The sequence below is a fragment of the Stenotrophomonas sp. YJH_SMC_43 genome, assembly GCF_059372535.1.
In genome coordinates this window covers 94,766-121,376 of the sequence record NZ_JCAFVQ010000005.1, presented here as the reverse complement: position 1 = coordinate 121,376, position 26,611 = coordinate 94,766, and the positions used below count along the sequence as shown (strand labels likewise).

Annotated in this window: 27 protein-coding genes; 11 read left to right on the top strand and 16 right to left on the bottom strand. The window is 65.8% G+C overall.

Annotation, left to right across the window (positions count from 1 at the left end; all coding sequences use genetic code 11):
• Position 1 precedes the first annotated feature (1 nt).
• From AC5QAH_RS19245 to AC5QAH_RS19225, 5 genes are all read right to left on the bottom strand, one after another.
• On the bottom strand, positions 2-385 hold the full coding sequence (locus AC5QAH_RS19245) for a DMT family transporter (RefSeq protein WP_224328944.1): 384 nt from the start codon (positions 383-385) through the stop codon (positions 2-4).
• On the bottom strand, positions 382-1,137 hold the full coding sequence (locus AC5QAH_RS19240) for a GNAT family N-acetyltransferase (RefSeq protein ID WP_049455369.1): 756 nt from the start codon (positions 1,135-1,137) through the stop codon (positions 382-384). Before AC5QAH_RS19240 ends, AC5QAH_RS19245 begins: the two co-directional genes overlap by 4 nt.
• A complete protein-coding gene (locus AC5QAH_RS19235; protein WP_049455368.1) occupies positions 1,130-2,113 on the bottom strand; it encodes a glycosyltransferase family 2 protein in 984 nt (327 codons plus the stop codon). The genes AC5QAH_RS19240 and AC5QAH_RS19235 overlap by 8 nt, the downstream gene beginning before the upstream one ends.
• Before the next feature lie 114 nt (positions 2,114-2,227).
• Positions 2,228-3,166, bottom strand: coding sequence for an electron transfer flavoprotein subunit alpha/FixB family protein (locus AC5QAH_RS19230; protein ID WP_049455367.1), 939 nt, complete (start codon positions 3,164-3,166; stop codon positions 2,228-2,230).
• Positions 3,166-3,912, bottom strand: coding sequence for an electron transfer flavoprotein subunit beta/FixA family protein (locus tag AC5QAH_RS19225; RefSeq protein WP_012509979.1), 747 nt, complete (start codon positions 3,910-3,912; stop codon positions 3,166-3,168). The genes AC5QAH_RS19230 and AC5QAH_RS19225 overlap by 1 nt, the downstream gene beginning before the upstream one ends.
• Positions 3,913-4,174: 262 nt before the next feature.
• Here AC5QAH_RS19225 and rfbB point away from each other — a divergent pair, with 262 nt between their 5' ends.
• Genes rfbB through rfbD form a run of 4 tightly spaced genes read left to right on the top strand, consistent with a single transcriptional unit; the run spans position 4,175 to position 7,576 of the window.
• Positions 4,175-5,230: a dTDP-glucose 4,6-dehydratase gene (gene rfbB, locus AC5QAH_RS19220; RefSeq protein ID WP_049455366.1), complete on the top strand. Its 1,056-nt coding sequence runs from the start codon at positions 4,175-4,177 to the stop codon at positions 5,228-5,230.
• A 14-nt stretch (positions 5,231-5,244) separates the two neighbouring features.
• A complete protein-coding gene (rfbA, locus tag AC5QAH_RS19215; RefSeq protein ID WP_049455365.1) occupies positions 5,245-6,132 on the top strand; it encodes a glucose-1-phosphate thymidylyltransferase RfbA in 888 nt (295 codons plus the stop codon).
• Positions 6,129-6,686, top strand: coding sequence for a dTDP-4-dehydrorhamnose 3,5-epimerase (gene rfbC, locus AC5QAH_RS19210; protein ID WP_049455364.1), 558 nt, complete (start codon positions 6,129-6,131; stop codon positions 6,684-6,686). The genes rfbA and rfbC overlap by 4 nt, the downstream gene beginning before the upstream one ends.
• A complete protein-coding gene (gene rfbD, locus AC5QAH_RS19205; RefSeq protein ID WP_049455363.1) occupies positions 6,683-7,576 on the top strand; it encodes a dTDP-4-dehydrorhamnose reductase in 894 nt (297 codons plus the stop codon). The genes rfbC and rfbD overlap by 4 nt, the downstream gene beginning before the upstream one ends.
• A gap of 75 nt (positions 7,577-7,651) precedes the next feature.
• On the opposite strand, the gene AC5QAH_RS19200 is transcribed toward rfbD, so the two are convergent.
• The 3 genes from AC5QAH_RS19200 to AC5QAH_RS19190 all read right to left on the bottom strand — a co-directional run bounded on the left by AC5QAH_RS19200 (position 7,652) and on the right by AC5QAH_RS19190 (position 13,142).
• Positions 7,652-9,055 (bottom strand): mannose-1-phosphate guanylyltransferase/mannose-6-phosphate isomerase, encoded by a 1,404-nt coding sequence (locus AC5QAH_RS19200; protein WP_049455362.1) that lies wholly within the window; start codon positions 9,053-9,055, stop codon positions 7,652-7,654.
• Positions 9,056-9,067: 12 nt separating this feature from the next.
• Positions 9,068-10,414, bottom strand: coding sequence for a phosphohexomutase domain-containing protein (locus AC5QAH_RS19195; protein ID WP_049455361.1), 1,347 nt, complete (start codon positions 10,412-10,414; stop codon positions 9,068-9,070).
• 97 nt (positions 10,415-10,511) lie between these two features.
• On the bottom strand, positions 10,512-13,142 hold the full coding sequence (locus AC5QAH_RS19190; protein WP_495232520.1) for a DEAD/DEAH box helicase: 2,631 nt from the start codon (positions 13,140-13,142) through the stop codon (positions 10,512-10,514).
• A 158-nt stretch (positions 13,143-13,300) separates the two neighbouring features.
• On the opposite strand from AC5QAH_RS19190, the gene AC5QAH_RS19185 reads away from it, so the two are divergent.
• Genes AC5QAH_RS19185 through AC5QAH_RS19175 form a run of 3 tightly spaced genes read left to right on the top strand, consistent with a single transcriptional unit; the run spans position 13,301 to position 15,298 of the window.
• Positions 13,301-14,032, top strand: coding sequence for a CoA transferase subunit A (locus tag AC5QAH_RS19185; protein ID WP_235651198.1), 732 nt, complete (start codon positions 13,301-13,303; stop codon positions 14,030-14,032).
• Between the two features lies 1 nt (position 14,033).
• Positions 14,034-14,666: a CoA transferase subunit B gene (locus AC5QAH_RS19180; RefSeq protein ID WP_109814907.1), complete on the top strand. Its 633-nt coding sequence runs from the start codon at positions 14,034-14,036 to the stop codon at positions 14,664-14,666.
• 44 nt (positions 14,667-14,710) lie between these two features.
• Positions 14,711-15,298, top strand: coding sequence for an alpha-ketoglutarate-dependent dioxygenase AlkB family protein (locus AC5QAH_RS19175; RefSeq protein WP_235651197.1), 588 nt, complete (start codon positions 14,711-14,713; stop codon positions 15,296-15,298).
• 4 nt (positions 15,299-15,302) lie between these two features.
• Here AC5QAH_RS19175 and AC5QAH_RS19170 read toward each other — a convergent pair whose 3' ends face one another.
• From AC5QAH_RS19170 to AC5QAH_RS19155, 4 genes are read right to left on the bottom strand one after another with little or no spacing between them, the layout of a single operon-like run.
• Entirely contained in the window at positions 15,303-15,944 is a 642-nt protein-coding gene (locus AC5QAH_RS19170) for an ABC-type transport auxiliary lipoprotein family protein (protein ID WP_043398741.1), read from the bottom strand.
• Positions 15,941-16,867, bottom strand: coding sequence for an MlaD family protein (locus AC5QAH_RS19165; protein WP_010480691.1), 927 nt, complete (start codon positions 16,865-16,867; stop codon positions 15,941-15,943). Before AC5QAH_RS19165 ends, AC5QAH_RS19170 begins: the two co-directional genes overlap by 4 nt.
• Positions 16,868-16,870: 3 nt before the next feature.
• A complete protein-coding gene (locus AC5QAH_RS19160; RefSeq protein WP_049455354.1) occupies positions 16,871-17,698 on the bottom strand; it encodes an ABC transporter ATP-binding protein in 828 nt (275 codons plus the stop codon).
• Position 17,699: 1 nt separating this feature from the next.
• Positions 17,700-18,821 (bottom strand): ABC transporter permease, encoded by a 1,122-nt coding sequence (locus AC5QAH_RS19155; RefSeq protein WP_010480695.1) that lies wholly within the window; start codon positions 18,819-18,821, stop codon positions 17,700-17,702.
• Positions 18,822-18,913: 92 nt separating this feature from the next.
• Here AC5QAH_RS19155 and AC5QAH_RS19150 point away from each other — a divergent pair, with 92 nt between their 5' ends.
• Positions 18,914-20,173: a threonine/serine exporter family protein gene (locus tag AC5QAH_RS19150; RefSeq protein WP_495232514.1), complete on the top strand. Its 1,260-nt coding sequence runs from the start codon at positions 18,914-18,916 to the stop codon at positions 20,171-20,173.
• 135 nt (positions 20,174-20,308) lie between these two features.
• Here the strand turns inward: AC5QAH_RS19150 and AC5QAH_RS19145 are convergent, their stop codons facing one another.
• From AC5QAH_RS19145 to AC5QAH_RS19135, 3 genes are all read right to left on the bottom strand, one after another.
• Complete coding sequence (locus tag AC5QAH_RS19145; protein WP_049398421.1) at positions 20,309-20,692, bottom strand: H-NS histone family protein; 384 nt, start codon at positions 20,690-20,692, stop codon at positions 20,309-20,311.
• A gap of 222 nt (positions 20,693-20,914) precedes the next feature.
• The gene (locus tag AC5QAH_RS19140) at positions 20,915-22,618 is read right to left on the bottom strand and encodes a proline--tRNA ligase (RefSeq protein ID WP_495232513.1); all 1,704 of its coding nucleotides are present in this window, start codon (positions 22,616-22,618) and stop codon (positions 20,915-20,917) included.
• Between the two features lie 747 nt (positions 22,619-23,365).
• A complete protein-coding gene (locus AC5QAH_RS19135) occupies positions 23,366-23,740 on the bottom strand; it encodes a DUF4124 domain-containing protein (protein WP_495232512.1) in 375 nt (124 codons plus the stop codon).
• Positions 23,741-23,820: 80 nt separating this feature from the next.
• Here AC5QAH_RS19135 and pssA point away from each other — a divergent pair, with 80 nt between their 5' ends.
• From pssA to rimI, 3 genes are read left to right on the top strand one after another with little or no spacing between them, the layout of a single operon-like run.
• Positions 23,821-24,597 carry a CDP-diacylglycerol--serine O-phosphatidyltransferase gene (pssA, locus tag AC5QAH_RS19130; RefSeq protein ID WP_005408007.1) on the top strand — a complete coding sequence of 259 codons (777 nt, stop codon included), beginning with the start codon at positions 23,821-23,823 and terminating at the stop codon, positions 24,595-24,597.
• Positions 24,594-25,103: a hypothetical protein gene (locus tag AC5QAH_RS19125; RefSeq protein WP_043403295.1), complete on the top strand. Its 510-nt coding sequence runs from the start codon at positions 24,594-24,596 to the stop codon at positions 25,101-25,103. The genes pssA and AC5QAH_RS19125 overlap by 4 nt, the downstream gene beginning before the upstream one ends.
• On the top strand, positions 25,100-25,597 hold the full coding sequence (gene rimI / locus AC5QAH_RS19120) for a ribosomal protein S18-alanine N-acetyltransferase (RefSeq protein WP_032128003.1): 498 nt from the start codon (positions 25,100-25,102) through the stop codon (positions 25,595-25,597). The genes AC5QAH_RS19125 and rimI overlap by 4 nt, the downstream gene beginning before the upstream one ends.
• Positions 25,598-25,701: 104 nt before the next feature.
• Here the strand turns inward: rimI and AC5QAH_RS19115 are convergent, their stop codons facing one another.
• The gene (locus AC5QAH_RS19115) at positions 25,702-26,523 is read right to left on the bottom strand and encodes an EamA family transporter (protein WP_049452672.1); all 822 of its coding nucleotides are present in this window, start codon (positions 26,521-26,523) and stop codon (positions 25,702-25,704) included.
• Positions 26,524-26,611: the final 88 nt, after the last annotated feature.

Sequence of the window (26,611 nt, the reverse complement as noted above, 5' to 3'; positions counted from 1 at the left end):
ATCAGCCTTGGCTGATGAAGATCAGGCCGACAATAACGGTTGCCAGCCCGACCGCTTTATACACGGTGAAAACTTCGCCAAACAGGGGGATAGCGGCGACGCAGACGATCAGGAAGTTTAGTGCCATGAATGGATAGGCACGACTAAGTTCCAGTCGCGAAACCGCCAGCATCCAGCAAAGGGATGCTGCGAACGCCGCGACAAAGGCAGAAATCACCCAGGGCTGCAGGAGTAACTGGATGACAGGAGGAAGTTTCCCTAGTAGTCCGGTCGTTGTAGCTTGGTATGAACTCGCCTGCCATTTGATGACGAGCTGACCATAGCTGGTCAGCAGAATCGTTGCGGCGACCATGAACCAGGGGAAGAAGGGAGTTGTGGAGTTCACGGCTTGCTCCGCTTTGCAGCCAGGCGGCGGTCGATATGAAACGTATCGTAAGCTCTCGCCAGCAACAGACCGGCACGCGCCCATTGTCTCTGCACGGTGTAGTTCCATATCTGGGTGGAGATACTCAGGCGCGCTAAGCCCGCTCCTGCATAGTGGTGCAGCAGGTGACGCAGCAGCGTGCCGTAGTGACCTCGTCGCTCGAAAGCGGGGTGGACTGCATTGAGTACGATCTCCACGCCACCGTCCTGGACATCGCAGGTAGCGAAGCCAGCGGCAACGTCGCCGTCGAACACCAGCCAGGTATCGCTGGTTGTGTTGGACGGGTCGGCACGGCTCTGGGCCCACTCGATGTATCCGTCCAGAATCTGTGCAGCGGGCAATAGCGGATTGGCCGCATAGTGGGCCCGGTAGTTCTGGAAGCCTGCGGAGGCGATGCCGCGGATTGCCTCAAGGTCGTCCAACTGCGCGCGGCGAACGTTGGGAGCCGCGTTTCCTGCGGAAGCTGGCAGCCGCACTTCATAGTAGACAAGGGTGTCAGCGTGGAGCAGTACTTCGCCATGCTGGATGAGCGCATTGGGGACCTCGTTGCTGCCCGCTGGAAAGCGGGCAATGATGAGGTCGGCCGGGGAGGCCATAATGGCCTCGACCATGGGCGCCGCAGGCGTATCGATCCCGAGGTTCGCGCGCTCGACGTGGATCGCGAATCGATTCGAGTCCAAGGGCGAGTAATTGAGCAAGGACTGTTCAGGCATTGTCGTTGCTCCAGGAGTCATACCAGATCAGGTACTGCGGGCGTCTCTTGGTTTCGTTGTGCATGCGACCGACGTAAAGGCCGACCACCCCAATGCTTGCCATGAGGAAGCTTCCCACCAGCCAGACCGAAGCAAGGATACTGGTGAATCCCGCAACTCGAATATCGCCCATCAGATAGCGGTACACGGCGAACGCCGCAACGCAGAGGCCCACTCCGGCGAGTGCGAACGAAGCCGACATTACCAATCTCAGCGGTTTGTCCGAGAATGAAAGGGCGATCCGGGTCGCCATCTGCAGCAGCTTGCTTAGCGTGTAACTGCTCTTGCCCACGGTGCGCTCCCCGTGTACCACGGGGGTACGGACCGTCCGAAAGCCCGTCCATCTGGCAAGCAGAGGAAGGAATCTGTCCGTTTCCGGCATCGCATTCATCGCGTCGATGACTTTGCGGCTGTAGGCGCCGAAGTTGGCGGTGCTCGGATCGTAATTGGTATCGGTCAACCAGCCCAAAGTACGGTAGAAGGTGCGCGAGCCTGCCTGCTTGAACCAGGTGTCCTGACGTTCGATGCGTTGTCCGAGGACGATCTCGACATCTTCCTTAAGCTCGGCCAGAAGCGTGGGAATCTCCTCAGGTATATCCTGCAGGTCACAGTCCATCACAATCATGGCCCTGCCTCGGGCTCGTGCGATTCCAGCGCTTATCGCGGCGTGTTGCCCAAAGTTCCGTGAAAGCTTGAGCCCTCGTACCTCGGCATGGAGTTGAGACAACTCCAGGATGCGTTCCCATGCCTGGTCTGGGCTGTTGTCGTCGACGAAGATGATTTCGACTGTTCTGCTCTCATTCTTGACCGCAGCCAGGACCCTTTCGGTCAGCTCTTCCAGGCAGCTTGAGCATCCGTAGACCGGAATGACCACGGATACGTCCGGGACGAATGAGAAATCCCGAGACGGTGCCTGATTCAGGACGGTCTTTGACATGGGCTTTGACGGTTGCGGAGACACGCTGGTAAGGGGTCCAATGGCCGGAGCGGGAAGAGCATCGGCCGCACTAGGCGGCCGATGCAGCAAAGCCTACTATTTCACAACGTAACCTTACAGCGCCTGTTCCAGCTCCGGCAGGATCGTAAACAGATCCCCCACCAGGCCGATATCGGCAATCTCGAAGATCGGCGCATCGCCGTCCTTGTTGATCGCCACGATCGTGCCGGCGTCCTTGATGCCGGTCAGGTGCTGGATGGCACCGCTGATACCCACGGCCACGTACAGTTCCGGCGCGATGATCTTGCCGGTCTGGCCGACCTGCAGGTCGCTGGGCACGTAGCCGGCATCGACCGCGGCGCGCGAGGCACCGACGGCGGCACCGAGCTTGTCGGCCAGCTGGAAGATGACCTTGAAGTTCTCTTCCGAACCGACACCACGGCCACCGGAGACCACGCGCTTGGCGCTCTGCAGGTCCGGGCGGTCGCTGGCGCCAGCGGCGAGGCCGACGAAGCGGGTGTGGGTCGGCAGGGCAGCATCGACGCTGGCCGCTTCGATGGCGGCGCTGCCGCCCTGGGCAGCTTCCGGCCACGAGGCGGCACGCACGGTGGCGACCACGATCTGGTCGGCCGGGGCGTCCACGGTGATGATCACGTTGCCGGCGTAGATCGGGCGCTTGAAGGTGTGGCTGCCTTCGACGCTCATCAGGTCGGAGACCTGGTTGACGCCGAGCAGGGCGGCCACACACGGCATCAGGTCCTTGCCGAAGGTGGTCGACGGGCCGAACACGTGGCTGTAACCCTTGGCCAGCTGCGCGATCTGCGGCGCCAGCACCTGGGCGATGGCCTGCGCGTTGGCGGCATTGGCCACGGTCAGGACCTTGGCGACGCCGGTGATCTTCGCGGCCTCGGCGGCGACGGCGGCCGGATCGGCGGCCAGCACCAGCACGTCGATGCTGGCACCGCCGATGGCGGCAGCGGCGCTCACGGTCTTGGCGGTGGCGGCGTTGAGCTTGCCGTCATGGTGCTCGGCGATGACGAGAATCTTGCTCATTACAGCAACCCCTTCTGCTTGAGTGCGGCCACCAGTTCGGCCGCGTCCTTGACCATCACACCCTTGCTGCGCTTGGACGGCGCGGCGTACTGGGTGGTCTTGAAGGTGTCGGCGGCTTCAACGCCGAGGTCGGCCAGCTGCAGGGTTTCCAGCGGCTTGGCCTTGGCCTTCATGATGTCCGGCAGCTTGATGAAGCGCGGCTCGTTCAGGCGCAGATCGGTGGTGACCACGGCCGGCAGGTCCACTTCCAGCGTTTCCAGGCCGGCGTCGACTTCGCGGGTCACCGTGGCCTTGCCATCGGCAATCTCCAGCTTGCTAGCGAAGGTCGCCTGCGGGCGGCCCCACAGCGTGGCCAGCATCTGGCCGGTCTGGTTGGCGTCGTCGTCAATGGCCTGCTTGCCGAGGATCACCAGGTCAGGCTGTTCCTTCTCGATCAGCTTGAGCAGGGTGCGCGACGCAGTCAGCGGCTGGATGGCCTGGTCTGTGACGACGTGAATGGCACGGTTGGCGCCCATGGCCAGACCGTTGCGCAGGTGCGCCTGGGCATCGGCCGGGGCGATGGTGGCGACCACCACTTCGCTGGCAATGCCCTTGTCGCGCAGTCGCAGGGCTTCTTCCAGGGCGATTTCGTCGAAGGGGTTGGGGGACAGCTTGACGCCGTCGGTGACCACGCCGGAACCGTCCGGCTTGACCTGAATGCGGACGTTGTAGTCCACCACGCGCTTGTACGCGACGAGGATTTTCATCTGGTACGGGGTCCTTCAGTAACAGGGAGAACGTCCGGTCCTGCAACAGCAACCGGTTCGGGGGTGGGACCCCGATTCTAGCTGGCTTGGGGTGACCATGCGAATGCGTATGGTTATGTTGCGGCGCCGCAAGAATGGACCTCCGCGAGCTCGTGTTCACGTCACGCAGGCGGTCGTGAAGGCCATCGGGATGTATCCTGTCACGCTGCGCTGGGGCGCCCGTGGGCGCTCCTTGGATGAGTTTCGATCAGGAGAACAGGTAGTGCCCACATGGCTTGTCACCGGCGGCGCCGGATTCATTGGCGGTAACTTCGTTCTCGAGGCGGTCGCGCGCGGCGTCAAGGTCATCAACCTCGATGTGCTGACCTACGCCGGCAACCTGAAGACCCTGTCCAGCCTGGACGGCAACCCCAACCACCTGTTCGTGCAGGGCGATATCGGCGACCAGGCCCTGATCGCGAACCTGCTGGCCGAACACCGGCCGGACGCCGTGGTGAACTTCGCCGCCGAAAGCCACGTTGACCGCTCCATCGATGGTCCCGGCGCCTTCATCCAGACCAACGTGGTGGGCACCCTGGGCCTGCTGGAAGCGGTCCGTGACTACTGGAAGGCGCTGCCGGCCGAACAGGGCGAGGTGTTCCGCTTCCTGCACGTGTCCACCGACGAGGTGTACGGCACCCTGGGCGAGACCGGCAAGTTCAGCGAAACCACCCCGTACGCCCCGAATTCGCCGTACTCGGCGTCGAAGGCCGCTTCGGACCACCTGGTCCGTGCCTTCCACCACACCTACGGGCTGCCGGTACTGACCACCAACTGCTCCAACAACTACGGCCCGTACCACTTCCCCGAGAAGCTGATCCCGCTGGTGATCGCCAAGGCGCTGGCTGGCGAGCCGCTGCCGGTGTACGGCGACGGCAAGCAGGTGCGCGACTGGCTGTTCGTGTCCGACCACTGCGAAGCGATCCGCACCGTGCTGGCCAAGGGCCAGGTCGGCGAGACCTACAACGTCGGCGGGAATTCGGAAAAGCAGAACATCGAAGTGGTGCAGGCGATCTGCGCACTGCTGGACCAGCGCCGCCCGCGTGCGGATGGACAGCCGCGCAGCAGCCAGATCACCTACGTCACCGACCGCCCCGGCCATGACCGCCGCTATGCGATCGATGCCTCCAAGCTGAAGAACGACCTGGGCTGGGAACCGGCCTACACCTTCGAGCAGGGCATCACGTTCACCGTCGACTGGTACCTGGACAACCAGGAATGGGTCAACGGCGTGCTGGATGGCAGCTACCGCCTGCAGCGCATCGGCACTGCCGCCTGAGGCCGGGAGAGAACATGACGCAACGCAAGGGCATCATCCTGGCCGGCGGTTCCGGCACCCGGCTGTATCCGATCACCAAGGGCGTCAGCAAGCAGCTGTTGCCGGTGTACGACAAGCCGATGATCTACTACCCGCTCAGCGTGCTGATGCTGGCGGGCATCAGCGAAGTGTTGATCATCAATACCCCGCACGAACAGGCGCTGTTCCAGCAGCTGCTGGGCGACGGTTCGCAATGGGGCATGGACATCCAGTACGCGGTGCAGCCGAGTCCGGATGGCCTGGCCCAGGCTTACCTGATCGGCCGCGACTTCGTTGCCGGCAAGCCGAGCTGCCTGGTGCTGGGCGACAACATCTTCCACGGCCACGGCCTGCGCGAGGTGCTCAAGCGTGCAGACGAACGCGTGCACGGCTCGACCGTGTTCGGCTACTGGGTGAATGATCCGGAGCGCTACGGCGTGGCCGAGTTCGACCAGCGCGGCAAGGTGATCGATCTGGTGGAGAAGCCTGAAAAACCGCGCTCCAACTATGCGGTGACCGGCCTGTACTTCTATGACGGCAAGGCCAGCGATTACGCGGCCGAACTGAAGCCGTCGCCGCGTGGTGAGCTGGAGATCACCGATCTCAACAAGCGCTACCTGGAAGAAGGCAATCTTCACCTGGAAGCGCTCGGCCGTGGCTATGCGTGGCTGGATACCGGCACTCACCAGTCGCTGCTGGAAGCCTCCAACTTCATCGAGACCATCCAGACCCGCCAGGGCCTGCAGGTCTGCTGCCCGGAAGAAATCGCGTTCGGCCGAGGCTGGATCAATGCCGAGCAGCTGGAGGCGCTGGCTGCGCCGTTGATCAAGAATGGCTACGGCCAGTACCTGCACACGCTCGCCCAGCGTGGAGTCGTTCCGTGAAAGTAATTGAAACCAAGTTGCCCGGCTGCGCGGTGATCGAGCCGGCTGTGTTCGGCGATGCCCGCGGTTACTTCTTTGAAACCTGGAATGCCGAGCGTTTCGCCGCGCTGGGCCTGCCGGATCGTTTCGTGCAGAGCAACGTGTCCACCTCGGCGCAGGGCGTGCTGCGTGGCCTGCATTACCAGTGGCCGCGCCCGCAGGGCAAGCTGGTCAGCGTGCTCGAAGGCGAGGTCTATGACGTGGCCGTGGACATCCGCCGCGGCTCGCTGACCTTCGGCCAGTGGGAAGCGGTGGTGCTGAGCGCTGAAAACAGGAAGCAGTTCTGGATTCCGGAAGGCTTCGCGCATGGGTTTGCCGTGCTCTCCGAACGTGCAATGTTCAGCTATCTGTGCACGGACGTCTACGTCAAGGAAGCGGATGCAGGTATCCGCTGGAATGACGCCGATATTGCGGTGGACTGGCCGGTGAGTGCACCGACCTTGTCGGCCAAGGACGAGAACGCGCCGTTCCTGAAGGACATCGCTGAAGATCGCTTGCCGGTCTACGTGCCATGACCGTTCTGGTGTTCGGTGGCAACGGCCAGGTTGGCCAGGAGCTGCTGCGCGCGCTGGCGTCGCTGGGTGAAGTGGTTGCCACCACCCGCAGTGGTCAGCTGCCTGATGGCAGCGCCTGCGAGGTGGCTGATTTCGGCCAGCCCGACAGCCTGCCGGCATTGCTGGATCGCCTGCAGCCATCGGTGGTGGTCAACGCGGCCGCGTACACGGCAGTCGATCGCGCCGAGCAGGATGCCGAGGCGGCCTTCGCCGCCAACGCGCAGGCGCCGGGCGTGATCGCGCGCTGGTGCACGGCCCATGGCGTGCCCTTGGTGCATTACTCCACCGACTATGTGTTCGACGGCCAAGGCAGTGCGCCCTACCGCGAAGACGAGCCGACCGCGCCGCTGGGCGTCTATGGCACCAGCAAGCGCGATGGTGAGGATGCAGTGCGTTTGGCCGGTGGCCGCCACCTGATCTTCCGCACGGCGTGGGTCTATGCCTCACATGGCGCCAATTTCCTGCGCACCATGCTGCGCGTGGGAGCAGAACGCGAACAGTTGCGGGTGGTGGCCGACCAGATCGGCACGCCAACACCGGCAGCGCTGATTGCCGATGTCACTGCGCAGGTGCTGCAGCATCCGGGCCACTTGTCGGGAATCTGGCATCTGACCGCCAGTGGCCAGACCAGCTGGCATGGGTTTGCCGAGGCGATCTTCGCCGAAGCGCTGGCTACCGGCGTGCTGGCGAAGGTGCCGGCCGTCGAGGCGATTCCCAGTTCCGAGTATCCGACGCCGGCCAAGCGCCCGGCCTGGTCGGTGTTGGACAACCGCAAGCTGCAGCAGGATTTCGGCATCGTGCTGCCGACCTGGCAGGACGGGTTGAAGCGGGTGATGGCGGAGATTGCCTGACCGGGTAGGCGACGTGCCGACCAACGGTCGGCACCCACCCCGACCGACGGTCGGCACTCGCTGCAGGGTGTCGGGTCAACTGCGCCCGTACGTGTCCTCGAACCGCACGATGTCATCCTCGCCCAGGTAGCTGCCCGACTGTACTTCGATCAGTTCCAGCGGCAGTTTTCCGGGGTTGCGCAGGCGATGCGTCACGCCCAGCGGGATGTAGGTGCTCTGGTTCTCGCTGAGCAGGATCACTTCGTCGCCGCGGGTCACTTCAGCGGTGCCGCTGACCACGATCCAGTGCTCGGCGCGATGGTGATGCATCTGCAGGCTGAGCGTGCCGCCGGGCTTGACCGTGATGCGCTTGACCTGGAAACGCTCGCCGTTATCGATTGAATCGTAGGCGCCCCACGGGCGGTAGACCTTGCGATGCCAGGTGGCCTCGCTGCGGCCTTCGGCTTTCAGCTGCGCCACCACGGTCTTGACCTCCTGCATGCGATCGGCCTTGCCGACCAGCACTGCATCGTCCGTCTCGACCACGATCACATCGTCCAGGCCGACCAGTGCTACCAGACGCTGTGCATAGGAATAGGTGTTGCGGCAGTCGATGGCGATCACATCACCCTGGTGCGCATTGCCATCACCGTCCTGCTGCGAGACATCGCGCAGGGCGGTCCACGAGCCGACATCGTTCCAGCCGGCGTCCAGCGGAATCACCACGGCGTCTGCGGTTTTTTCCATCACCGCGTAGTCGATGGAGTCGGAAGGAACCGCAGCGAAGGCGTCCTTGTCCAGACGGGTGAAATCCGAATCGCGACGGGCCTGCTGCCAGGCCTGGCGGCTGCCGGCCAGCATGTCGGGCTGGAAGTGCTCCAGTTCCTGCAGGTAGCGCGAGGCCTTGAACAGGAACATGCCGCTGTTCCAGTAATACTGGCCGCTGCTGACGTAACCGGTGGCGGTCTCAAGGTCGGGCTTTTCGACAAAGCGCTCGACCGCACGCAGGCCCTGCCCATCGGCGGCCTTGATATAGCCGTAGCCGGTTTCCGGACCGCTCGGCACGATGCCGAAGGTCACCAGCTTGCCGGCCTCGGCAGCGCTGGCTGCAGCCTGCACGACAGTGCGGAACGCGGCCTCATCGGTGATCACATGGTCCGAGGGCAGCACCAGCAGCAGCGCATCGGCGCCATCGCGGGTGGCCTCCAGGGCTGCGACCGCGATCGCCGGCGCCGTATTGCGGCCAACCGGCTCCAGGATGATGCCAGCCGGCTCGGCGCCGACCTGCTGCAACTGCTCGGCAGCGACGAAGCGGTGCTCCTCGTTGGCGATCACCAGCGGGCCATGCGCGGCGATGGGAGCGACGCGCTGCCAGGTGGCCTGCAGCATCGTCAGCTCGCTGGCCAACGGCAGGAACTGCTTCGGATACGCCTCGCGCGAAAGCGGCCACAGGCGGGTACCGGAACCACCGGAGAGGATGACAGGCTGGATGTTGCTCATGATCTTCCTTGATTACTGCTGGATGAGACGGGAGATTTCGTCGGTGCGGGCCTGCATCAGCGCTGCGTCGCCACGGGCTTCAACGTTCAGGCGCAGTAGCGGCTCGGTGTTGGAGCTGCGCAGGTTGAAGCGCCAGTCGCCGAAGTCGGCACTGATGCCGTCGGTGTGGTCCAGTACCGGCGCTTGCGCCGCGAAGTGCGCCATGACGCGGGCCACAGCGGCCTTGGCATCGGCCACCTTGAAGTTGATCTCGCCACTGCACGGATAGGCCGCCATGCGGTCTTCGACCCAGTCGGCCAGCGAGCGGCCGCTTTCGGAAATCAGCTGGGCGATCAGCAGCCACGGGATCATGCCGGAGTCGGCATAGGCGAATTCGCGGAAGTAGTGGTGGGCGCTCATCTCACCGCCATACACCGCATCCTCGGCGCGCATCTTTTCCTTGATGAAGGCATGGCCGCTCTTGCACAGCACCGGTACGCCGCCCGCCTGCTCCACCATCTCCACGGTGTTCCAGACCAGGCGCGGGTCATGCACGACCTTGCCGCCGGGATTGCGCGCGAGGATGGCCTTGGCCAGCAGGCCGACCAGGTAATAGCCCTCGATGAAGCGGCCGGTGTGATCGAAGAAGAAGCAGCGATCAAAGTCGCCGTCCCAGGCGATGCCGAAGTCAGCACCATGCTCGCGCACGGCGTCGGCAGTGGCGGCACGGTTTTCCGGCAGCAGCGGGTTGGGAATGCCGTTGGGGAAGCTGCCGTCGGGTTCGTGGCAGATGCGGATGAACTCGAACGGCAGGTGCGGGGCCAGCAGGTCGACGATGGCGCCCGCGCCGCCATTGCCGGCATTCACCACCAGCTTCAGCGGCGTGAGCTTGCTGGCATCGACATAGCTGAGCAGGTGCTGGATGTAGGCGCTCTTGTCATGCTGGGCGGTCTGCCCGGCACGCGGCGGCTGGGCCTCGGACATATCGACGGCGACCGCATCGGAGATCGCGAACAGGCCGGTATCGGAGCTGATCGGACGGGCATTCTCCTTGACCAGCTTCATGCCGTTGTAATCCATCGGGTTGTGGCTGGCGGTCACCATCACGCCGCCGGCCGCGCCGAGGTGATCGGTCTGGAAGTAGACCTCTTCGGTACCGCACAGGCCGATGTCGATCACCTCGCGGCCGGTACCACGCAGGCCTGCGGCCAGCGCATCCTGCAGCGCCGGGCTGGTCAGGCGCACATCGTGGCCGAGGACCACCGGACCGGGAGCGAGCTGTGCGGCCAGGGCGACGCCGATGCGGCGGGCCAGGTCTTCGTTCAGTTCTTCCGGCACACGGCCGCGGATATCGTAGGCCTTGAAGGCGGGCAGGGGCATCGATCAGATCCTTTGTGAGCTCAGCCCCCAATTGTAGTCCCAGTCCCGTATGGGAATCGTTTCCATCGGGGAACGCCACCTGACTGGCGTTCGGGGGTCAGGCTCGCGTCGACCGTTTGCCCGCTTTACGGGAACGTTTGCCGGGCAGGCCCGGCAACGGCGCCAGCAGCGCCTGCACGTCTTCCTCGCTGAAGCGTGGCCCCGTAGCACCGCCGCCTTCGAGAATCGAGTCGGCCAGCGTGGCCTTGCGTTCCTGCAGCTCGGCGATCCGTTCTTCAATGCTGCCTGCGGCGATCAGCCGGTAAACGAACACCGGCTGCTGCTGGCCGATGCGATGGGCGCGGTCACTGGCCTGGTTTTCGGCCGCCGGGTTCCACCAGGGGTCGAAGTGGATGACGGTGTCGGCGGCGGTCAGGTTCAACCCGACGCCACCTGCCTTCAGGCTGATCAGGAACACCGGCACCTCGCCCTGCATGAAGCGCTGCACCGGCGTAGCCCGGTCCTGGGTGTCGCCGGTCAGGGTCACATAGGCCAGCCCGAGCTCCTCCAGCGCCTGCGCGATCAGTGCCAGCATGCCGGTGAACTGCGAGAACACCAGGACCCGCCGGCCCTCCTCGACCATCGACGGCAGCATGTCGCGCAGCAGCTCCAGCTTGGCCGAGCCGGCATTGCGTGCCGGGGCGTCGCCCGGCAGCAGGCGCGGATCGCAGCAGACCTGGCGCAGCTTCAGCAGGGCATCCAGCACCACGATATGGCTGCGCGCCAGCCCGCTGCCGCTGATGGCCTCGCGCACCAGTTTTTCCATTGCGGCACGCACGGTTTCATAGAGATCACGCTGGCTGCCCTCCATTTCCACCGCACGGGTAATGAGGGTCTTGGGCGGAAGCTCTGACGCGACCTGTTCCTTGCGCCGGCGCAGGATGAAGGGACGCAGTCGCTGTGCCAGCAGCTGGGCACGGCGGTGGTCGCTCCCGCGCTCGATCGGGTGGCGCCAATGCTGGTTGAACTGCTTCTCGGTGCCGAGCAGGCCGGGCAGCAGGAAATCGAACTGCGTCCACAGTTCGCCCAGATGGTTTTCCAGCGGCGTACCGGTCAAACACAGGCGATGGCGGGCCTGCAGCGTGCGCAGGGTAATGGCCGCACGTGACTTCGGATTCTTCACCTGCTGGGCTTCATCCAGAATCAGCAGATGGTAGGCATGTGCCTGCAGCGCCTGCTCGTCGCGCCACAGCAGGGGATACGTGGTCAGCACAAGATCATGCTTGGGAATCGCCTCGAACATTGCTTCGCGCGTCGGTCCATGCAGGGTCAGCACCCGCAGGCCAGGGGTGAAGCGTGCGGCTTCGCTCTGCCAGTTGTGCAGCAGCGAGGTCGGCACCACCAGCAGCGCCGGCTGGTCCAGGCGGCCACTTTCCTTTTCGACCAGCAGATGCGCCAGCGTCTGCAGGGTCTTGCCCAGCCCCATGTCATCGGCCAACACACCGCCCAGACCCTGTTGGCGCAGGTACTGCAGCCACGACAGGCCTTCACGCTGATAGGGACGCAGCGTTGCCACCAGCCCGGCCGGTGGCGGCACCTCACCCAGCGCGGGTGCCTCTATCAGCCGCTGCACCAGCGCCTGGGTATCCTTGCGGCCCCGGAACTGCAGGCGCGCCGTGCCCTGCAGCGCCTGCAGGCGGCCACGGTCAAGCGCTGACAAGCGCAGCGGTCCGCCGCGCTGGGCGAACAGGTCCGCCAACAGGGCCATGATCGGCTTCAGTCGCGCCGCCCGCACCGCCAGGCGCGTGTTGTCGCCTGTCTTCAACAGGATGTTTTCGTCATCGCCGATGGCGTCCAGCTGGCCACGCATCCAGCGGGGATCGGACTGCAGTACCTGCTGCAGCAACGGAACCATCGACACGTTGCGGCCGTCCACCTGGATGTCCAGGCCCAGGTTGAACCAGCCTGCATCCGCCGGGTCCGCCTGGATGTCCAGGTCGATCTCATCCACCCGGGTGATGCGATGGCGGAAATCGTCGTCCGTCTCCACCTTCCAGCCCAGGGCTTCCAGGCGCGGCACGTCGTCCAGCAGGAACCGTGTCCAGTCATGGGTGCGCAGCTGGAACTGCGGGCCTGCGCCGTCCAATGGCGCCCGTGGTTCCACGTCGCGATGCAGTCCCACCGTGCGCAGCTCGGCCTCGCGCCGTGACTCCTCAACCAGGTCGCGGGGCAGCAGGGCGAGCTGGCCCTCCGGATCGTGTGCGAACAGGCTCGGATCATCCAGGAACCGCACGTGTTCGTCGTATTCGAAGGCCACGGTCGCGATATCGGCCCATTGCGAAGGGTCGCGGGGGCCGAGCCACGGCGGACGGAACTCGACCGTGTGCAGGCGCAGGACGGGCGTCATCGAACGGATCAACAGCGTTGGCAGCGTGCTGCTGTCGTCGGGCATGGGGGGCGTATGGTCGATCTGCTGCAGCATCTGCGCCAGCACAGCCGCCACGTGCATGCAGTCGTGGCCGAGCAGGCAGGAACACCGGTTGCGCAGCAGGCTGCGCGGATGGCGAAGGCTGGCGGCCAGGTCGATCTCCACCCGGTAGGAGTACTTGGCCGGGATCTTTACCTCAGCGACCAGAATGTCACCAAACAGACGCATGCTGTGGACTTCCGACAGGCCATGGTCGCTCATTTCCAGCGTCCGGCCTTCCATCCAGCGGAGCAGGTCTTCTTCGGTGTAGGTATGGGCCATCAACGAGGGTGGGGCGGGCACGGGGCCGGCCATTGGCAGGGGAACCCGGCATTCTACGGAACCCTGTGCGATGCCCGTGCAATGCTGCGGCGCATCCAGGCCCTTCGCCGCCCTCCAGCTAGAATGCGGTCATCCTCAACGTGCAGGGTAGTACAGCAATGCAGCAATCGACTTCCACCGGCAAGCGCAGCAAGCGCTTCGCCAGTGCGGCGGAGGCCCTGCAAGGGGTGGTCGCCGATGGCCAGACGCTGGCCGTGGGCGGCTTCGGCCTGTGTGGCATTCCCGAGGCACTGATCGCCGCGCTGCGCGACAGCGGCGCCAAGGGCCTGACCGTGATCTCCAACAATGCCGGCGTTGATGGTTTCGGCCTGGGCCAGCTGCTGGAAACCCGGCAGATCAGGAAGATGATTTCGTCCTATGTGGGCGAGAACAAGGAATTCGAGCGCCAGTTCCTGGCCGGCGAGCTCGAGCTGGAATTCAACCCGCAGGGCACCCTGGCCGAGCGCCTGCGTGCCGGCGGTGCAGGCATTCCGGCGTTCTTCACCGCCACCGGCTATGGCACCGTGGTGGCTGAAGGAAAGGAAACCCGCGAGTTCGACGGCAAGCACTACGTGATGGAAACCGCGCTGCGCGCCGACGTGGCGCTGGTCAAGGCGTGGAAGGCCGACGAAGCGGGCAACCTGGTGTTCCGCAAGACCGCGCGCAACTTCAATCCGGCTTGCGCGATGGCCGGCAAGATCTGCATCGTGGAAGTGGAGGAGGTGGTGCCGGTGGGTGCCATCGACCCGGACCAGGTGCACCTGCCAGGCATCTATGTACACCGCATCGTGCACAACGCGCATCCTGAAAAGCGTATCGAACAGCGCACCATCCGCGCGGAGGGCAACTGACATGGCGTGGACCCGCGATGAGATGGCGGCACGTGCCGCCCGCGAACTGACCGATGGTGCGTACGTGAACCTGGGCATCGGCCTGCCGACCCTGGTTGCCAACCACATCCCCGAAGGGGTGGACGTGTGGCTGCAGTCGGAAAACGGCCTGCTCGGCATCGGTCCGTTCCCGACCGATGCCGAAGTGGACGCCGACCTGATCAATGCCGGCAAGCAGACCGTCACCGCGCGTGCCGGTGCCAGCTATTTCGGCAGCCACGACAGCTTCGCGATGATCCGCGGTGGCCATGTGAACCTGGCTATCCTCGGCGCCATGCAGGTCACCGACAAGGGCGACCTGGCCAACTGGATGGTGCCCGGCAAGATGGTCAAGGGCATGGGCGGTGCGATGGATCTGGTGGCCGGCGTGCAGCGCGTGGTGGTGCTGATGGAGCACACCGCCAAGAACGGCGAGCACAAGATCCTGACCGAATGCACGCTGCCGTTGACCGGTGTCGGCGTGGTCGACCGCATCATCACCGACCTGGCCGTGTTCGATGTCACCGACAAGGGGTTGCTGCTGGTGGAAGCCGCACCCGGTGTCAGCGATGACGAGTTGAAGGAAAAGACCGGCGTTGCGTTCCAGCGCGCTTGATGTCCCGGGGCGGCTGCAGGCCGCCCCTTTCCGGAAGGCACGCGATGCTGTTCCCCGACGATCTTCCTGATGCTGACGTCCAGCACCTGCGGGGTTGGCTGGCCCCGGCCCACGCGGATGCGCTGATGGCCGTGCTGCAGGCTGATGTGCCTTGGGAGGTCCATCGCATCCGCATGTTCGGCAACTGGGTGGATTCGCCGCGGCTGAGTTGCTGGATCGGCGATCCGCAGGCGCGCTACCGCTATTCCGGGGCTGAATTCGTGCCGCACCCCTGGCCACCCGCGTTGCAGGCCATGCGCGGGCGCCTGCAGGCGGAGGGCATCGGCCGCTTCAACAGCGTGCTGCTGAACCGCTATCGCGGCGGTGGCGACTACATGGGCTGGCACAGCGATGACGAGCCAGAGCTGGGGCCGACCCCGGTGATTGCTTCGCTGAGCCTGGGCGCGGCGCGCCGCTTCCTGCTGCGCCGGCGCGATGACCCGGCGCGGAAGGCCGAGTACCTGCTCGGCCATGGCGATCTGCTGGTGATGGCGGGGCAGACACAGCGGTTCTACCAGCACGCGCTGCCGAAGATGGCACGGGTGCAGGGCGAACGGATCAACCTGACGTTCCGCTGGATTACGCCACGCTGACCGGTCAGCGCGCGACGGTCGGCTGGTCGGCCTGCCCGCTTGTCAGCGTCCAGCCCACCATCTCCTGTGCCAGCTGCTGCAGGCCGCGCTCGAACGCGGCGGCAACCGCCGGCACGTCGGTACTGCCGACCGGCTGTGCCTGGCGGAAGGTACGGTCGGCGACCACGCGCTGGTCGGCCACATGGATCAGCTTGGCGTTGACCTCGATCACCACGGTGGGCGTGGCCTGGCCCAGGTAGTCCGATTCAAAGCGGCGCACGTCGGTGGACAGCTTGTAGTCGGCACGGATGCCGGCACTGCTGCGCGCCACGCCACGGATGCGGCCGGAGTCCTCAAAGCCACGCAGCAGGGTGTCCTCGATCATGTCGGTGGCCGGCTGTACCCAGCTGGCGCCCTTGTAGATCTCCATCTGCGACGGCGTCGGCCGCACGTTGATACGCGGGCTGTCGACCATGCGCGCGGCGCTGGGCTTGGCCAGCACCAGCTGCCAGCCCACCTGTGGCCACGCCGGGTCGGCCTTCACCTGCACGGACGGCGAGTACAGTGTCACTGCGGTTTTCTCGCTGCTGCCAAGGATGGAGCAGCCGCCCAGCAGGGTGACCATCGAAGCGGCCAGCAGCAGGCGCGGAAGGGCGGTCGGGCTCATTTGGGTTCGAACTCCTTCGGTGCGTCGCGGCCCAGCAGGTAGCGCGCGGGGTTGTTCTCGAGGCGGTCGCTGACCCGGCGCAGATCGCGGATCAGGCCGCGCAGTTCGGTCAGCGTCGGGCCGAGCTGGCCGAGGCCATCGTTGGCGAAGCTGTTGATCGCGGCACGGTTCTCGCCAAGGATCGAGTCGGCGTTGCCGGCGGCCGAATCAAGCTTGGCCAGGGTGGCGTCGAGCTTGTCGATGATGCCCGGCAGCTGCTGCACCAGGTTCTTGTCCAGGCGCTCGATGGTGCCATTGGTGGTCTTCAGCGTGGTGTCCAGGCTGCGGGCGGCATCGCGCGCGCTGAGCAGCAGCGCCTGCGTGCCCTGGTCGCGGTCGGCCAGGCCGCCGCTGATCGTTTCCAGGTTGGCCAGCGTCGCGTTGATCGAGGCCACGTTGCGGTCGCTGAGGATCTGGTCCATGCGCTCGACGATGCGGTTGGCAACGTCGGTGATGTTCTGCAGCGCCGACGGCGTGGTTGGAATGATCGGCGCCGGGTCCTTGTTGACCGTGGTCAGTGCCGGCGACTGCGGCGTACCACCGCTGAGCTGGATGATCGACGGGCCGGTCAGGCTGGTGATCGCCAGCTTTGCACGGGTATCGGTCTTGACCGGGGTGGTCGAGTTCAGGCGGATGCGTGCGACCACCTGGCGCGGGTCGTCCGGAACCAGGTTCAGTTCGATGATCGAACCCACCGCGATGCCGTTGTACTGCACCGGGCTGCCCACCGACAGGCCGGTTACTGCCTCGCGGAACACCACGCGGTATTCCTGCCAGGTACGGTCGGAGGAGTACTTGGCCGCCCACAGGCCGAAGGCCAGCAGGGCCAGGCCGGTGATCAGGGTGAACGCGCCGATCAGCACGTAGTTGGCTTTGGTTTCCATGGCTCAGGCACTCTCGATCTGTTCGCCGCGCGCGGCACGCGCACGCGGTCCGTGGAAGTATTCCTGGATCCACGGATGATCCAGTTTCTCGATGTCCGGCAGTGGCGCGTTGGCCACCACTTTGCGGTCGGCGATCACCGCCACCCGGTCGCAGATCGCATACAGCGTGTCCAGGTCGTGGGTGATCAGGAACACGGTCAACCCCAGTGCTTCCTGCAGGGTCTTGATCAGTCGGTCGAAGGCGGCCGCGCCGATCGGGTCGAGTCCGGCGGTCGGTTCATCCAGGAACAGCAGCGGCGGGTCCAGTGCCAACGCGCGGGCCAGGCCGGCGCGCTTGCGCATGCCGCCGGACAGCTGCGAGGGCAGTTTGTTGATCGCATCGGCGGGCAGGCCGGCCAGCTTCACCTTCAGCAGCGCCAGTTCGTAATGCCAGCGCTCGGGCAGTTCGCGGTGGTGCTCCTTCAACGGTACCTGCACGTTCTCGCCTACGGTCAGCGACGAGAACAACGCACCGTCCTGGAACAGCACGCCGGTGTTGCGCTCGATGTGCAGGCGGCTCTCGGCATCGTCGGCACGCGCGTCGCGGCCCAGCACCTCGATCCGGCCTTCGTCGGGCGTGCGCAGGCCGAGGATGGAGCGCATCAGCACCGACTTGCCGGTACCCGAACCACCCACCACGCCGAGAATTTCGCCGCGGCGCACGTCCAGGTCCAGGTCCTCGTGCACGGTCTGGCTGCCGAAGCGGTTGACCAGCCCGCGCACGCGGATGGCCAGGTCGTGGCCATCGTCGTCCTGCATGGGAATGTCGTCGGGCGCCGGATGCGTGCTCATGTCACCAGTCCATGTGCATGAACCACAACGCCGCGAAGGCGTCGATGATGATCACCAGCGAGATGGTCTGCACCACGCTGGAGGTGGTGCGTTCGCCCACCGACTGCGCCGTGCCTTCCACCTTCAGGCCTTCCAGGCAGCCGATCAGGCCGATCACCAGCGCGAACACCGGCGCCTTCGACAGGCCGACCAGCATGTGCCGCACTTCCATCGTCTCGTGCATGCGCGCGATGTACATCTGCGGCGGGATGTCGAGGTCGAACGCACCGACGGTGATGCCGCCAGCCAGGCCGGCCACCATCGCAATGAAGGTCAGCAGCGGCAGGGTGACCAGCAGCGCCAGCAGCCGTGGCAGCACCAGCAGGTCGATCGGATCCAGGCCCAGGGTGCGCATCGCATCGATTTCCTCGCGCGCTTTCATCGCACCGATCTGTGCGGTGAAGGCGCTGGCGGTGCGGCCGGCCAGCACGATGGCGGTCAGCAGCACCGCGAACTCGCGCAGGAAGGCGATGTTGACCAACTCGACCACGTAGATCTCGGCGCCGAAGTCGCGAAGGATGGTCGAGCCGAGGAAGGCGATCACCGCGCCCACCAGGTAGGACAGCAGCGCCACCAGCGGTACCGCGTCCAGCCCGACCTGCTCCATCTGGTGCACGGTGGCGGTCAGGCGGAAGCGACGGGGTTCCTTGACCAGGCGAGCTCCCTTGACCAGGTTCTCGCCGAGGAAACTGCACAGCGCCTTGATGTTGTGGCCGGTGGCATGGACGCTGACACCCAGCCGTTCCAGCGCCGCCAGCACGCCGAAGTCGCGCTTGGGCTTGGGCCGGTCGTCGGCCACTTCCTCGATGGTGCACACCAGTGCCTGGTGATCCGGGCGGAACTTCAGTGCGTCCTCGCCGAGGTCGGCGCGATGGGCTACGCGCAGCACCTGCAGCACGCCGGCCGAATCCATTTTCTCGATGGCGGTGGCATCGATGCCGGTCAGCGTGTCGGGAACGCCGCGCAGGACTTCGGCCGCGGCCAGCGCGGTCTTCAAGGTCCAGGTGCCGGACAGGCGGATCACGCCCGGGTCATGGGCATCCTGTTCGAGCTGGGGGGCGTGGTTCGGGGTCACTTGGGCCATTCGGGTCGCAGCATAACCGTTCTGTATTGGGCTTCGCGTCGAACTCGGATGAATTTCTCCGGTAAGGCCCAGCCTAGGTAATACTACGGCGCATGTCCGCAGACGCTCACACGATCCCCACGCCCCAGGCCAGCTACGCACAGCGCGTGGCCTTCGTTTCCGAGATCGCCGGACGCCTGCACAGCTATGGCACAACGGCCCAGCGCCTGGAAACAGCGGTGGTGGCACTGGCCCGCCAGCTCGATCTGGATTGTGAACCGTGGTCGAATCCCACCGGTATCATCCTCAGCTTCAGCGACCCGGCGCAGGCGATCGGCTCCAGTGACATCACCCGCGTGATCCGCTTGGCGCCCGGCGAGAACGACCTGCACAAGCTCAGCGTCGCCGACCATATCGCCGAGGAAGTGGCCAATGGGCGGATGAGCATCGCCCAGGGCCACACCGCATTGCGCCAGCTGGACAAGGATCCGGGCCGGCGCGGCAAGCTGCGCACCATCCTTTCGTTCACCCTCGGCGCGGCCGGCGTGGCCGGCATGTGGAAGCTGCCGTGGCTGGACATCGCCACCGCCGGTGTCATCGGCCTGATGATCGGCCTGCTCGGCATGGTCACCGACCGTCGCCCGGCCACCCGCGAAGCCGCCGAGGCACTGGCCGCGCTGCTGGCCGGCCTGGTCGCCACGCTGGTCGCGTCCCTCATCGGCGCGCTCAACCTCAACACAGTGATCATCGCCTCGCTGGTGGTGCTGCTGCCGGGCATGTCGCTGACCAATGCGGTCAATGAACTGGCCAGCCAGCACTGGGTGTCGGGGACCGCGCGCTTCGCCGGTGCGCTGACCACCATCATGAAACTCAGTGTGGGCGCGATGATCGCGGTGACCCTGGCCGACGTGCTCGGCCTCGACCCGGTGATCCGCGCGGCGCGGCCGCAGGGGCCCTGGGTGGAGTGGGGCTCGCTGCTGACCGCGGCGTTCGCCTTCGCGATGCTGTTCAAGGCCAACCGCCGCGATTACCCGTGGGTGATCGCCGCCTCGGTGGCCGGCTATGCGATCTCCAAGTTCGGTGGCCACGCCTGGGGCGCGCCGGCCGGCATTTTCCTGTCGGCGATGCTGCTGACCGCCGGTGGCAATCTGTTCGGCCGTCTCGTTGGCCGCCCGGGTGCGATCATCCGCCTGCCTGGCATCATCATGATGGTGCCAGGCAGCACCAGCCTGCGCGGCGTGCTGACCCTGGTCCAGCAGCAGGACGTGGGTGCCGGCCAGAGCGTGTTCCTCACCGTGCTCAACGTGGTGATGGCCCTGGTCGCCGGCCTGCTGTTCGGCAACCTGCTGATGCCCGCTCGCAAAACCCTGTAATGATGTCGGTGGGTGTGGACCGTTGGTCCACACGCCGGGAGGGCTGCTTGCTGTGGGTGTGGACCTCGGTCCACACACCGAAGAATGAAAAACGCCGGCTTTCGCCGGCGTTTTTCATCGCATTCCAATCCGGCCTCAGGCCTTCTTGATCAGGAAATCTTCCGGCTTCTTGTTGCCCTTGGCGGTCAGCTCGGCCATCCAGCGCGGCTGCTTGCCACGACCGGTCCAGGTTTCCTTGGGGTTGGCCGGGTTGCGGTACTTCGGAGCAACCTTGCCCAGCTTGCGGCCAGCGGTCTTCGACGGTGCCTTGGCGGCCTTGGCCACCTTGCGCGCGCGCGGGGCCGGGGCGTCGCCGAACAGTTCCTCGATGGTGTAACCCTCGGTCTTGGCCAGCTTGGTCAGCTGTGCCCGGACCTTGGTGATCGGCCGGCGCTTGGCGACGATGGTCTGCTGTTTCTTGGCGGTACGGATCAGGGCGCCCAGCTCGCGTGCCGACAGGCCGGTCAGGTCAATGCTCATTTACGGTTACTCCGGAAACTAATAAGTGGACGGGACGAGCCAGTCCATGGCGTCGCGGGACAGAATAAAGATGAATTAATCCCAGCACAAATGCAGGCGGGTCATGGCCTGGCAGCATCCCGGCTGCATTGCGTCTATTTTGACCGGATTATGTCCGCTGCAATATTGCTCAAATGGGCGTCAGCTAGTAAAAGACCGGGGCATGCCCCGGTCTTTTCCTGATCAGTCCTGCAGACGCTGCAGCAGGGTGGCCTTGTCCAGGTTCTCGGCTTCGCTGGCGCGGCGCGAGCGGTACTCGTAGGTACCGGCGGCCAGGCCACGTTCGCTGACCACCACGCGGTGCGGGATGCCGATCAGTTCCATGTCGGCGAACATCGCGCCCGGGCGCAGGCCACGGTCGTCCAGCGCGGCATCGAGGCCGGCGTCGCGAAGTTCCTGCAGCAGGTTGGACGCTGCATCGGCGACGGCAGCGTCGCCCTTCGGGTTGATCACGCACACCACCACCTGCCACGGCGCCATCGCGTCCGGCCAGATGATGCCGGCATCGTCATGGTTCTGTTCGATCGCGGCAGCCACCACGCGCGAGATGCCGATGCCATAGCAGCCCATCGCCATCACCGCCCCCTTGCCGTTCTCGTCCAGCACCGTGGCATCCAGCGCTTCGGCGTACTTGCGGCCCAGCTGGAACACGTGGCCGACTTCGATGCCACGGGCGATCTTCAGTTCGCCGCCGTCCAGCGCGCGGTCACCGGCACGCACGTTGCGGATGTCGGCCACTTCCGGTTCCGGCAGGTCGCGGCCCCAGTTGACGCCGGCCAGGTGGAAACCGGCTTCGTTGGCGCCGACGACGAAGTCGGACATCGCCGCCACTTCGCGATCAGCCACCACGCGGATGGCCTTGGCCGGGGCGACCGGGCCGAGGAAGCCCGGCACGGCGCCCAGATGGTCGGCGATTTCCGCTTCGCTGGCGAAGCGCTGTTCGTCCAGGCCGGCAACCTTGGCCAGCTTGATCTCGTTGACCTCATGGTCGCCGCGTACCAGCACCAGTACGAACTGCTGTGCCTTGCCTTCGCCAGCGATCAGCGCCACCGACTTCACCGTGCGCTGCAGGGCGATGCCGAGCAGTGCCGCGACGTCCTCGCAGGTCTTCTGGGTGGGGGTGTCGACCTTGCGCATGGCTTCGCTGGCGGCGGCACGCGGTGCCGGATCGGCGGCGATCGCCGCTTCCATGTTGGCCGCGTAGTCCGAACCGGTGGAGAACACCAGCGCGTCCTCGCCGGAATCGGCGATCACGTGGAATTCCTGCGACGCATCGCCGCCGATCGCACCGGAGTCGGCCTGCACCATGCGGAAGTCCAGGCCGAGGCGGGTGAAGATGCGGCTATAGGCCGACTTCATGTTCTCGTATTCGCGCACCAGGCACTCATCGTGCAGGTGGAACGAATAGGCGTCCTTCATCAGAAACTCGCGCGAACGCATCACGCCGAAGCGCGGACGGATCTCGTCGCGGAACTTGGTCTGCACCTGGTAGAAATTGACCGGCAGCTGCTTGTAGCTGGACAGCTCGCTGCGCGCGAAGTCGCAGGCGGCTTCTTCGGCGGTCGGGCTGTAGCAGAACACCTGGTCCTTGCGGTCCTTGATCTTCAGCAGCTGCGGGCCGAACTTCTGCCAGCGGCCGGTCTGCTCCCATAGTTCCTTCGGCTGGATGGTCGGGATCTGGAATTCCACGGCACCGGCGCGGTCCATTTCCTCGCGCACGATGCGCTCGACCTTGCGCAGCACGCGCAGGCCCAGCGGCGACCAGGTGTACAGGCCCGATGCCAGCTTGCGGATCATGCCCGCGCGCAGCATCAGCCGGTGGCTGGTGAGCTCGGCGTCGCTGGGGGTTTCCTTGGTGGTGTGCAGGTGGAACTGGGAGAGGCGCATCGTCGGCTTCGGATAACGGCAGAGACGCCTATTCTGCCAGCCCGGCCGGGGGGAGGGGTATCGGCAGGGCTGCGCCCTGCACCCGCCTCAAGCAACGTCAACTGCAACTTCCGAAGCGACGGCAAAGGCGAGTTTACTGGGGGATGGCGGGGTGGGCCCGGTGGCAGGGGACGCCGTAAACCCCGCTCCGCGGTCCGGCCCAGCCGCTGGCGGCTGTGCGTTCGGGCGCTTGCGAAGCAGTGCTTCGCGAGCAAAGCGCCCTCACCCATGGGGGCTTGGTCGCGGCATCCATGCCGCTCACACCCCTGCCACCGTACCCACCCCGCCTTCGACAGATTCCTGCGACCTGCCTGCATTTCTGTAGAGTCGAGCCTTGCTCGGCTGCTGTTCGATCAATTCCCGAAATATTCGATTTCCATGGAGATTGATCCACATATGGCGTGGATCAACTGCCCACCGGCCACCGGCCACCGGCCAACTGTCGAAGGCGGGGCACTGTGGGTTTGCGGGGTGTGAGCCGCATGGATGCGGCGACCAAGCCCCCATGGGTGAGGGCGCTTTGCTCGCGAAGCACTGCTTCGCAAGCGCCCGAACGCACAGCCGCCAGCGGCTGGGCCGGACCGCGGAGCGGGGTTTACGGCGTCCCCGCAAACCCACAGTGCCCCGCCATCCCTCAGGAAGCCGCTTTGGCGTTTGACGTTGCCGTTGCTTGAAGCAGGTGCAGGGCTGCAAGCCCTGCCGATACCCTCACTTCGCCGGGCAGTAAGCCTTGATGGCGGCTTCAGCCAATCCCTTCTGCGCACTGCGCTGCTCCGGAGCCAACGGGGTATCGGCCTTGCCATCGCCATCGGTGTCCTGCATCACCTGGCCGCCACCGTCCAGCAGGGCCAGGTTGGCCCGGGCCGTGCTGCACTGCTCAGGCACCGGTGCGGCGGGGGTCTCGGCGCTGGCCGCAGCCTGTGGGCTGCGCGCCTGCGCACGGGTCTCGAATTTCCTGCCCGCCGGAGGGGTCTCCGAATACTGGGTCACGCCATTGGCGTCCTTCCATTTATAGACCGGGCCAGCCACGACGTTGGCACTGGCCAACAGCAGCAGGCATCCAAGGCAGGACAGGGCACGCATGGCAAACTCCACGGAATGGGCGTAGAACGCCGATTGCAGCATTGGCGCCGAGCACTGGCAAGTCGATTAAACTGGATTCCATGGACCCGATCACACCGCCGCCGCGTTCGCGCACGATTTACCTGCTGCCCAACCTGTTCACCACCGCCGGCCTGTTTGCCGGCTTCTACGCGATCATCGCCGCGGCCAACGGGGACTTCGTCAACGCCAGCATCGCCGTGTTCGTGGCAGCGGTGATGGATGGCCTGGATGGGCGCGTGGCGCGCCTGACCGGTACCAGCAGCGAATTCGGCGTGCAGTACGACTCGCTGGCCGACCTGGTCAGCTTCGGCATGGCCCCGGCACTGGTGATGTACCACTGGTCGCTGTCGTGGCTGAAGTTCGATGACCCGCTGCTCGGCCGCGTCGGCTGGGCCGTGGCCTTCCTGTATGCCGCCTGCGCGGCGCTGCGCCTGGCCCGCTTCAACACCCAGGTGGCAGTGGTCGACAAGCGCTGGTTCGTCGGCCTGGCCAGCCCGGCCGCGGCTGGCTTGATGATGTCCTTCGTCTGGGCCTTTGCCGATGGCAACCTGGGCTGGGACGGCAACCAGCTGCGCTACGTGGCGCTGGCGGTGACGATCGTTGCGGCGCTGCTGATGGTCAGCCGCATCCGCTTCTGGAGCTTCAAGGGCGGCGGCGCCAAGGGTACCCGTTCCGACCGCGTGCCGTTCCTGGTGCTGGCGCTGGTACCGGTGGCCATCGCCATCGCGGTCATCGATCTGCCGCGCGTGCTGTTCGCGGTGGGCATCCTGTACGCCTTGTCCGGCCCGGTGATGTGGGCCGTGCAGCGCCTGCGCAAGAAGCCCGAGGCCGCGTGAGCCAGGACCTGCCCGTGCTGTGGTCACCGGCCCAGCAGGCCTGGCTGCAGGCCATGGGCTACACCGTCTATCACGACGGCCAGCTGGCCGCCGAGCTGGATGCCGCGCTGCAGCTGAGCGTGGCCGAAGCCGAGGCGGCTGCCGCGCCAGCGGTGGAGCAGGCGCGGGCACCCACCGCACCCGCGCGCGAGCCTCTGGCTGCGGCCACACCGGTTTCCCGCCAGGAGCGCCCGGCACCGCCGCGTCGCGAGACCCCGGTCAGCGCACCGGACACCGCGCCCGCCGCTGCCCGCCCGCTGCCCGGCGGCAATGCCCGGCAGCCGGTGGTGCGGCTGCCGGATCGCCTGCAGATCGCCTTGCTGCGCGCGTCCGGCTGCAACCCCAACGATCCGGCCACGCAGGCGCTGATGGACAGCTGGCCGCTGGACCAGCTGCGCCAGGACCCGGCCGCCAAGCGCGCGCTGTGGCCGCAGCTGCGCGCCCTGCGCAAGCGGGGCACGCCATGAGTGCGGTCAGCCAGCCGGGTCCGGTCAGCCTGCGTGCGCTGCGCGAGAGCGACCTCAACGCGGTGATGGCGATTGAAGTACGCGGCTATCCGTTTCCCTGGACCCGCGGCATCTTCGTTGACTGCCTGCGTGCGGGTTATCCAGGCCTGGCCATGGAGCGCGATGGCCAGTTGATCGGCTATGGCGTGCTCAGCATCGCGGCCGACGAGGCCCATGTGCTGAACGTCTGCATCGACCCGCTGACGCAGTCGCGTGGGCTCGGACGCCAGCTGTTGCGAGCGCTGGTACAGCTGGCCGGCGACCGGGGTGCGCAGCGGGTGTTCCTGGAAGTGCGTCCGTCCAACACGCCGGCGCTGGCGCTGTACCACAGCGAAGGCTTCAACGAGATCGGCCGCCGCCCGCGTTACTATCCGGCCGCACAGGGCCGCGAGGACGCGGTGGTGATGGCGATCGAACTGGTCGACGGCGACCTGCAGGCGATGCCGCCGCTGTAACCGGGATGGGTTGCCGGCCAGCGGCCGGCACTACCGACGGATCTCCGCTGTCATCGACACATCACCTGCCGTGGTAGGTGCCAATCTTGGTTGGCACGCATTGTTCACGCCAACCGCAGTGCCAATACACCGCCTACGATGAGCGCCGCCGCCAGCCAGCGCGCACGCGGAATGCGCTCGCGCAGCAGGAACACCGAGATCAGCAGCGCGAACAGGATCGAAGACTCACGCAGCGCGGAGACCATCGCCACCGGCGCTTGGGTCATCGCCCACAACGCCATCGCATAGGACGCCGTGGTGCCGACGCCGCCGGCCAGACCGAGAGGCCAATGCTGCCGCGCATAGTCCAGCACCGCGCCGCGCCGGGTGTACAGCGCCCACAATGGCAGGGGAATGCCCGACAGCAGGAACAGCCACAGCGTGTAGCTGAGCGCACTGCCGGACTGGCGCGCACCCTGCGCATCGACCAGGGTGTAGGTGGCGATCATCGCCGCGGTCAGCAGTGGCAAGCGCAGTTGGCCGCCACGCGCACCCAGTGCCATGCACAGGATGCCGGTGCTCACCAGCACCACGCCCAGCCACGCGGCAGCTGGCAATGGTTCGCCCAGCAGGGTGCCGACCAGCGCAACCAGGATCGGCGCGCTGCCACGCATCAGCGGATAGGCCAGGCTCATGTCGACCTGCTGGTAACAGCGTGCGACCAGCCCGTAATAGGTCACCTGCAGCAGCACCGAAGCAGCCAGCCACGGCCAGCTGTGCGCGGCGGGGAATGGCAGGAAGGGCAGGGCGGCGGCGGACAGCAGCGCGGCGCTGCCGGTGACCAGCACGGTACCGAGGAATTTGTCTGGTCCGCGCTTGACGATCGCATTCCAGCTGGCGTGCAGGGCCGCAGCCGCGAGGACCAGCAGGAAAATGGAAAGAGGCATCGGGCGATGATGCCATGTCGGGAAAATGGAAACGCCGGGCATTGCCCGGCGTTTCCGATTCCGCATCGGTAGATGCCAACCTCTCCCG

Excerpts from the sequence above, each read along its gene's own strand:
- AC5QAH_RS19240 (WP_049455369.1), bottom strand. The coding sequence starts at position 1,137 with ATGCCTGAACAGTCCTTGCTCAATTACTCGCCCTTGGACTCGAATCGA.
- AC5QAH_RS19235 (WP_049455368.1), bottom strand. The coding sequence starts at position 2,113 with ATGTCAAAGACCGTCCTGAATCAGGCACCGTCTCGGGATTTCTCATTC.
- AC5QAH_RS19230 (WP_049455367.1), bottom strand. The coding sequence starts at position 3,166 with ATGAGCAAGATTCTCGTCATCGCCGAGCACCATGACGGCAAGCTCAAC.
- AC5QAH_RS19225 (WP_012509979.1), bottom strand. The coding sequence starts at position 3,912 with ATGAAAATCCTCGTCGCGTACAAGCGCGTGGTGGACTACAACGTCCGC.
- rfbA (WP_049455365.1), top strand. The coding sequence starts at position 5,245 with ATGACGCAACGCAAGGGCATCATCCTGGCCGGCGGTTCCGGCACCCGG.
- rfbD (WP_049455363.1), top strand. The coding sequence starts at position 6,683 with ATGACCGTTCTGGTGTTCGGTGGCAACGGCCAGGTTGGCCAGGAGCTG.
- AC5QAH_RS19200 (WP_049455362.1), bottom strand. The coding sequence starts at position 9,055 with ATGAGCAACATCCAGCCTGTCATCCTCTCCGGTGGTTCCGGTACCCGC.
- AC5QAH_RS19195 (WP_049455361.1), bottom strand. The coding sequence starts at position 10,414 with ATGCCCCTGCCCGCCTTCAAGGCCTACGATATCCGCGGCCGTGTGCCG.
- AC5QAH_RS19190 (WP_495232520.1), bottom strand. The coding sequence starts at position 13,142 with ATGGCCCATACCTACACCGAAGAAGACCTGCTCCGCTGGATGGAAGGC.
- AC5QAH_RS19185 (WP_235651198.1), top strand. The coding sequence starts at position 13,301 with ATGCAGCAATCGACTTCCACCGGCAAGCGCAGCAAGCGCTTCGCCAGT.
- AC5QAH_RS19180 (WP_109814907.1), top strand. The coding sequence starts at position 14,034 with ATGGCGTGGACCCGCGATGAGATGGCGGCACGTGCCGCCCGCGAACTG.
- AC5QAH_RS19175 (WP_235651197.1), top strand. The coding sequence starts at position 14,711 with ATGCTGTTCCCCGACGATCTTCCTGATGCTGACGTCCAGCACCTGCGG.
- AC5QAH_RS19170 (WP_043398741.1), bottom strand. The coding sequence starts at position 15,944 with ATGAGCCCGACCGCCCTTCCGCGCCTGCTGCTGGCCGCTTCGATGGTC.
- AC5QAH_RS19165 (WP_010480691.1), bottom strand. The coding sequence starts at position 16,867 with ATGGAAACCAAAGCCAACTACGTGCTGATCGGCGCGTTCACCCTGATC.
- AC5QAH_RS19160 (WP_049455354.1), bottom strand. The coding sequence starts at position 17,698 with ATGAGCACGCATCCGGCGCCCGACGACATTCCCATGCAGGACGACGAT.
- AC5QAH_RS19155 (WP_010480695.1), bottom strand. The coding sequence starts at position 18,821 with ATGGCCCAAGTGACCCCGAACCACGCCCCCCAGCTCGAACAGGATGCC.
- AC5QAH_RS19150 (WP_495232514.1), top strand. The coding sequence starts at position 18,914 with ATGTCCGCAGACGCTCACACGATCCCCACGCCCCAGGCCAGCTACGCA.
- AC5QAH_RS19145 (WP_049398421.1), bottom strand. The coding sequence starts at position 20,692 with ATGAGCATTGACCTGACCGGCCTGTCGGCACGCGAGCTGGGCGCCCTG.
- AC5QAH_RS19140 (WP_495232513.1), bottom strand. The coding sequence starts at position 22,618 with ATGCGCCTCTCCCAGTTCCACCTGCACACCACCAAGGAAACCCCCAGC.
- AC5QAH_RS19135 (WP_495232512.1), bottom strand. The coding sequence starts at position 23,740 with ATGCGTGCCCTGTCCTGCCTTGGATGCCTGCTGCTGTTGGCCAGTGCC.
- pssA (WP_005408007.1), top strand. The coding sequence starts at position 23,821 with ATGGACCCGATCACACCGCCGCCGCGTTCGCGCACGATTTACCTGCTG.
- rimI (WP_032128003.1), top strand. The coding sequence starts at position 25,100 with ATGAGTGCGGTCAGCCAGCCGGGTCCGGTCAGCCTGCGTGCGCTGCGC.
- AC5QAH_RS19115 (WP_049452672.1), bottom strand. The coding sequence starts at position 26,523 with ATGCCTCTTTCCATTTTCCTGCTGGTCCTCGCGGCTGCGGCCCTGCAC.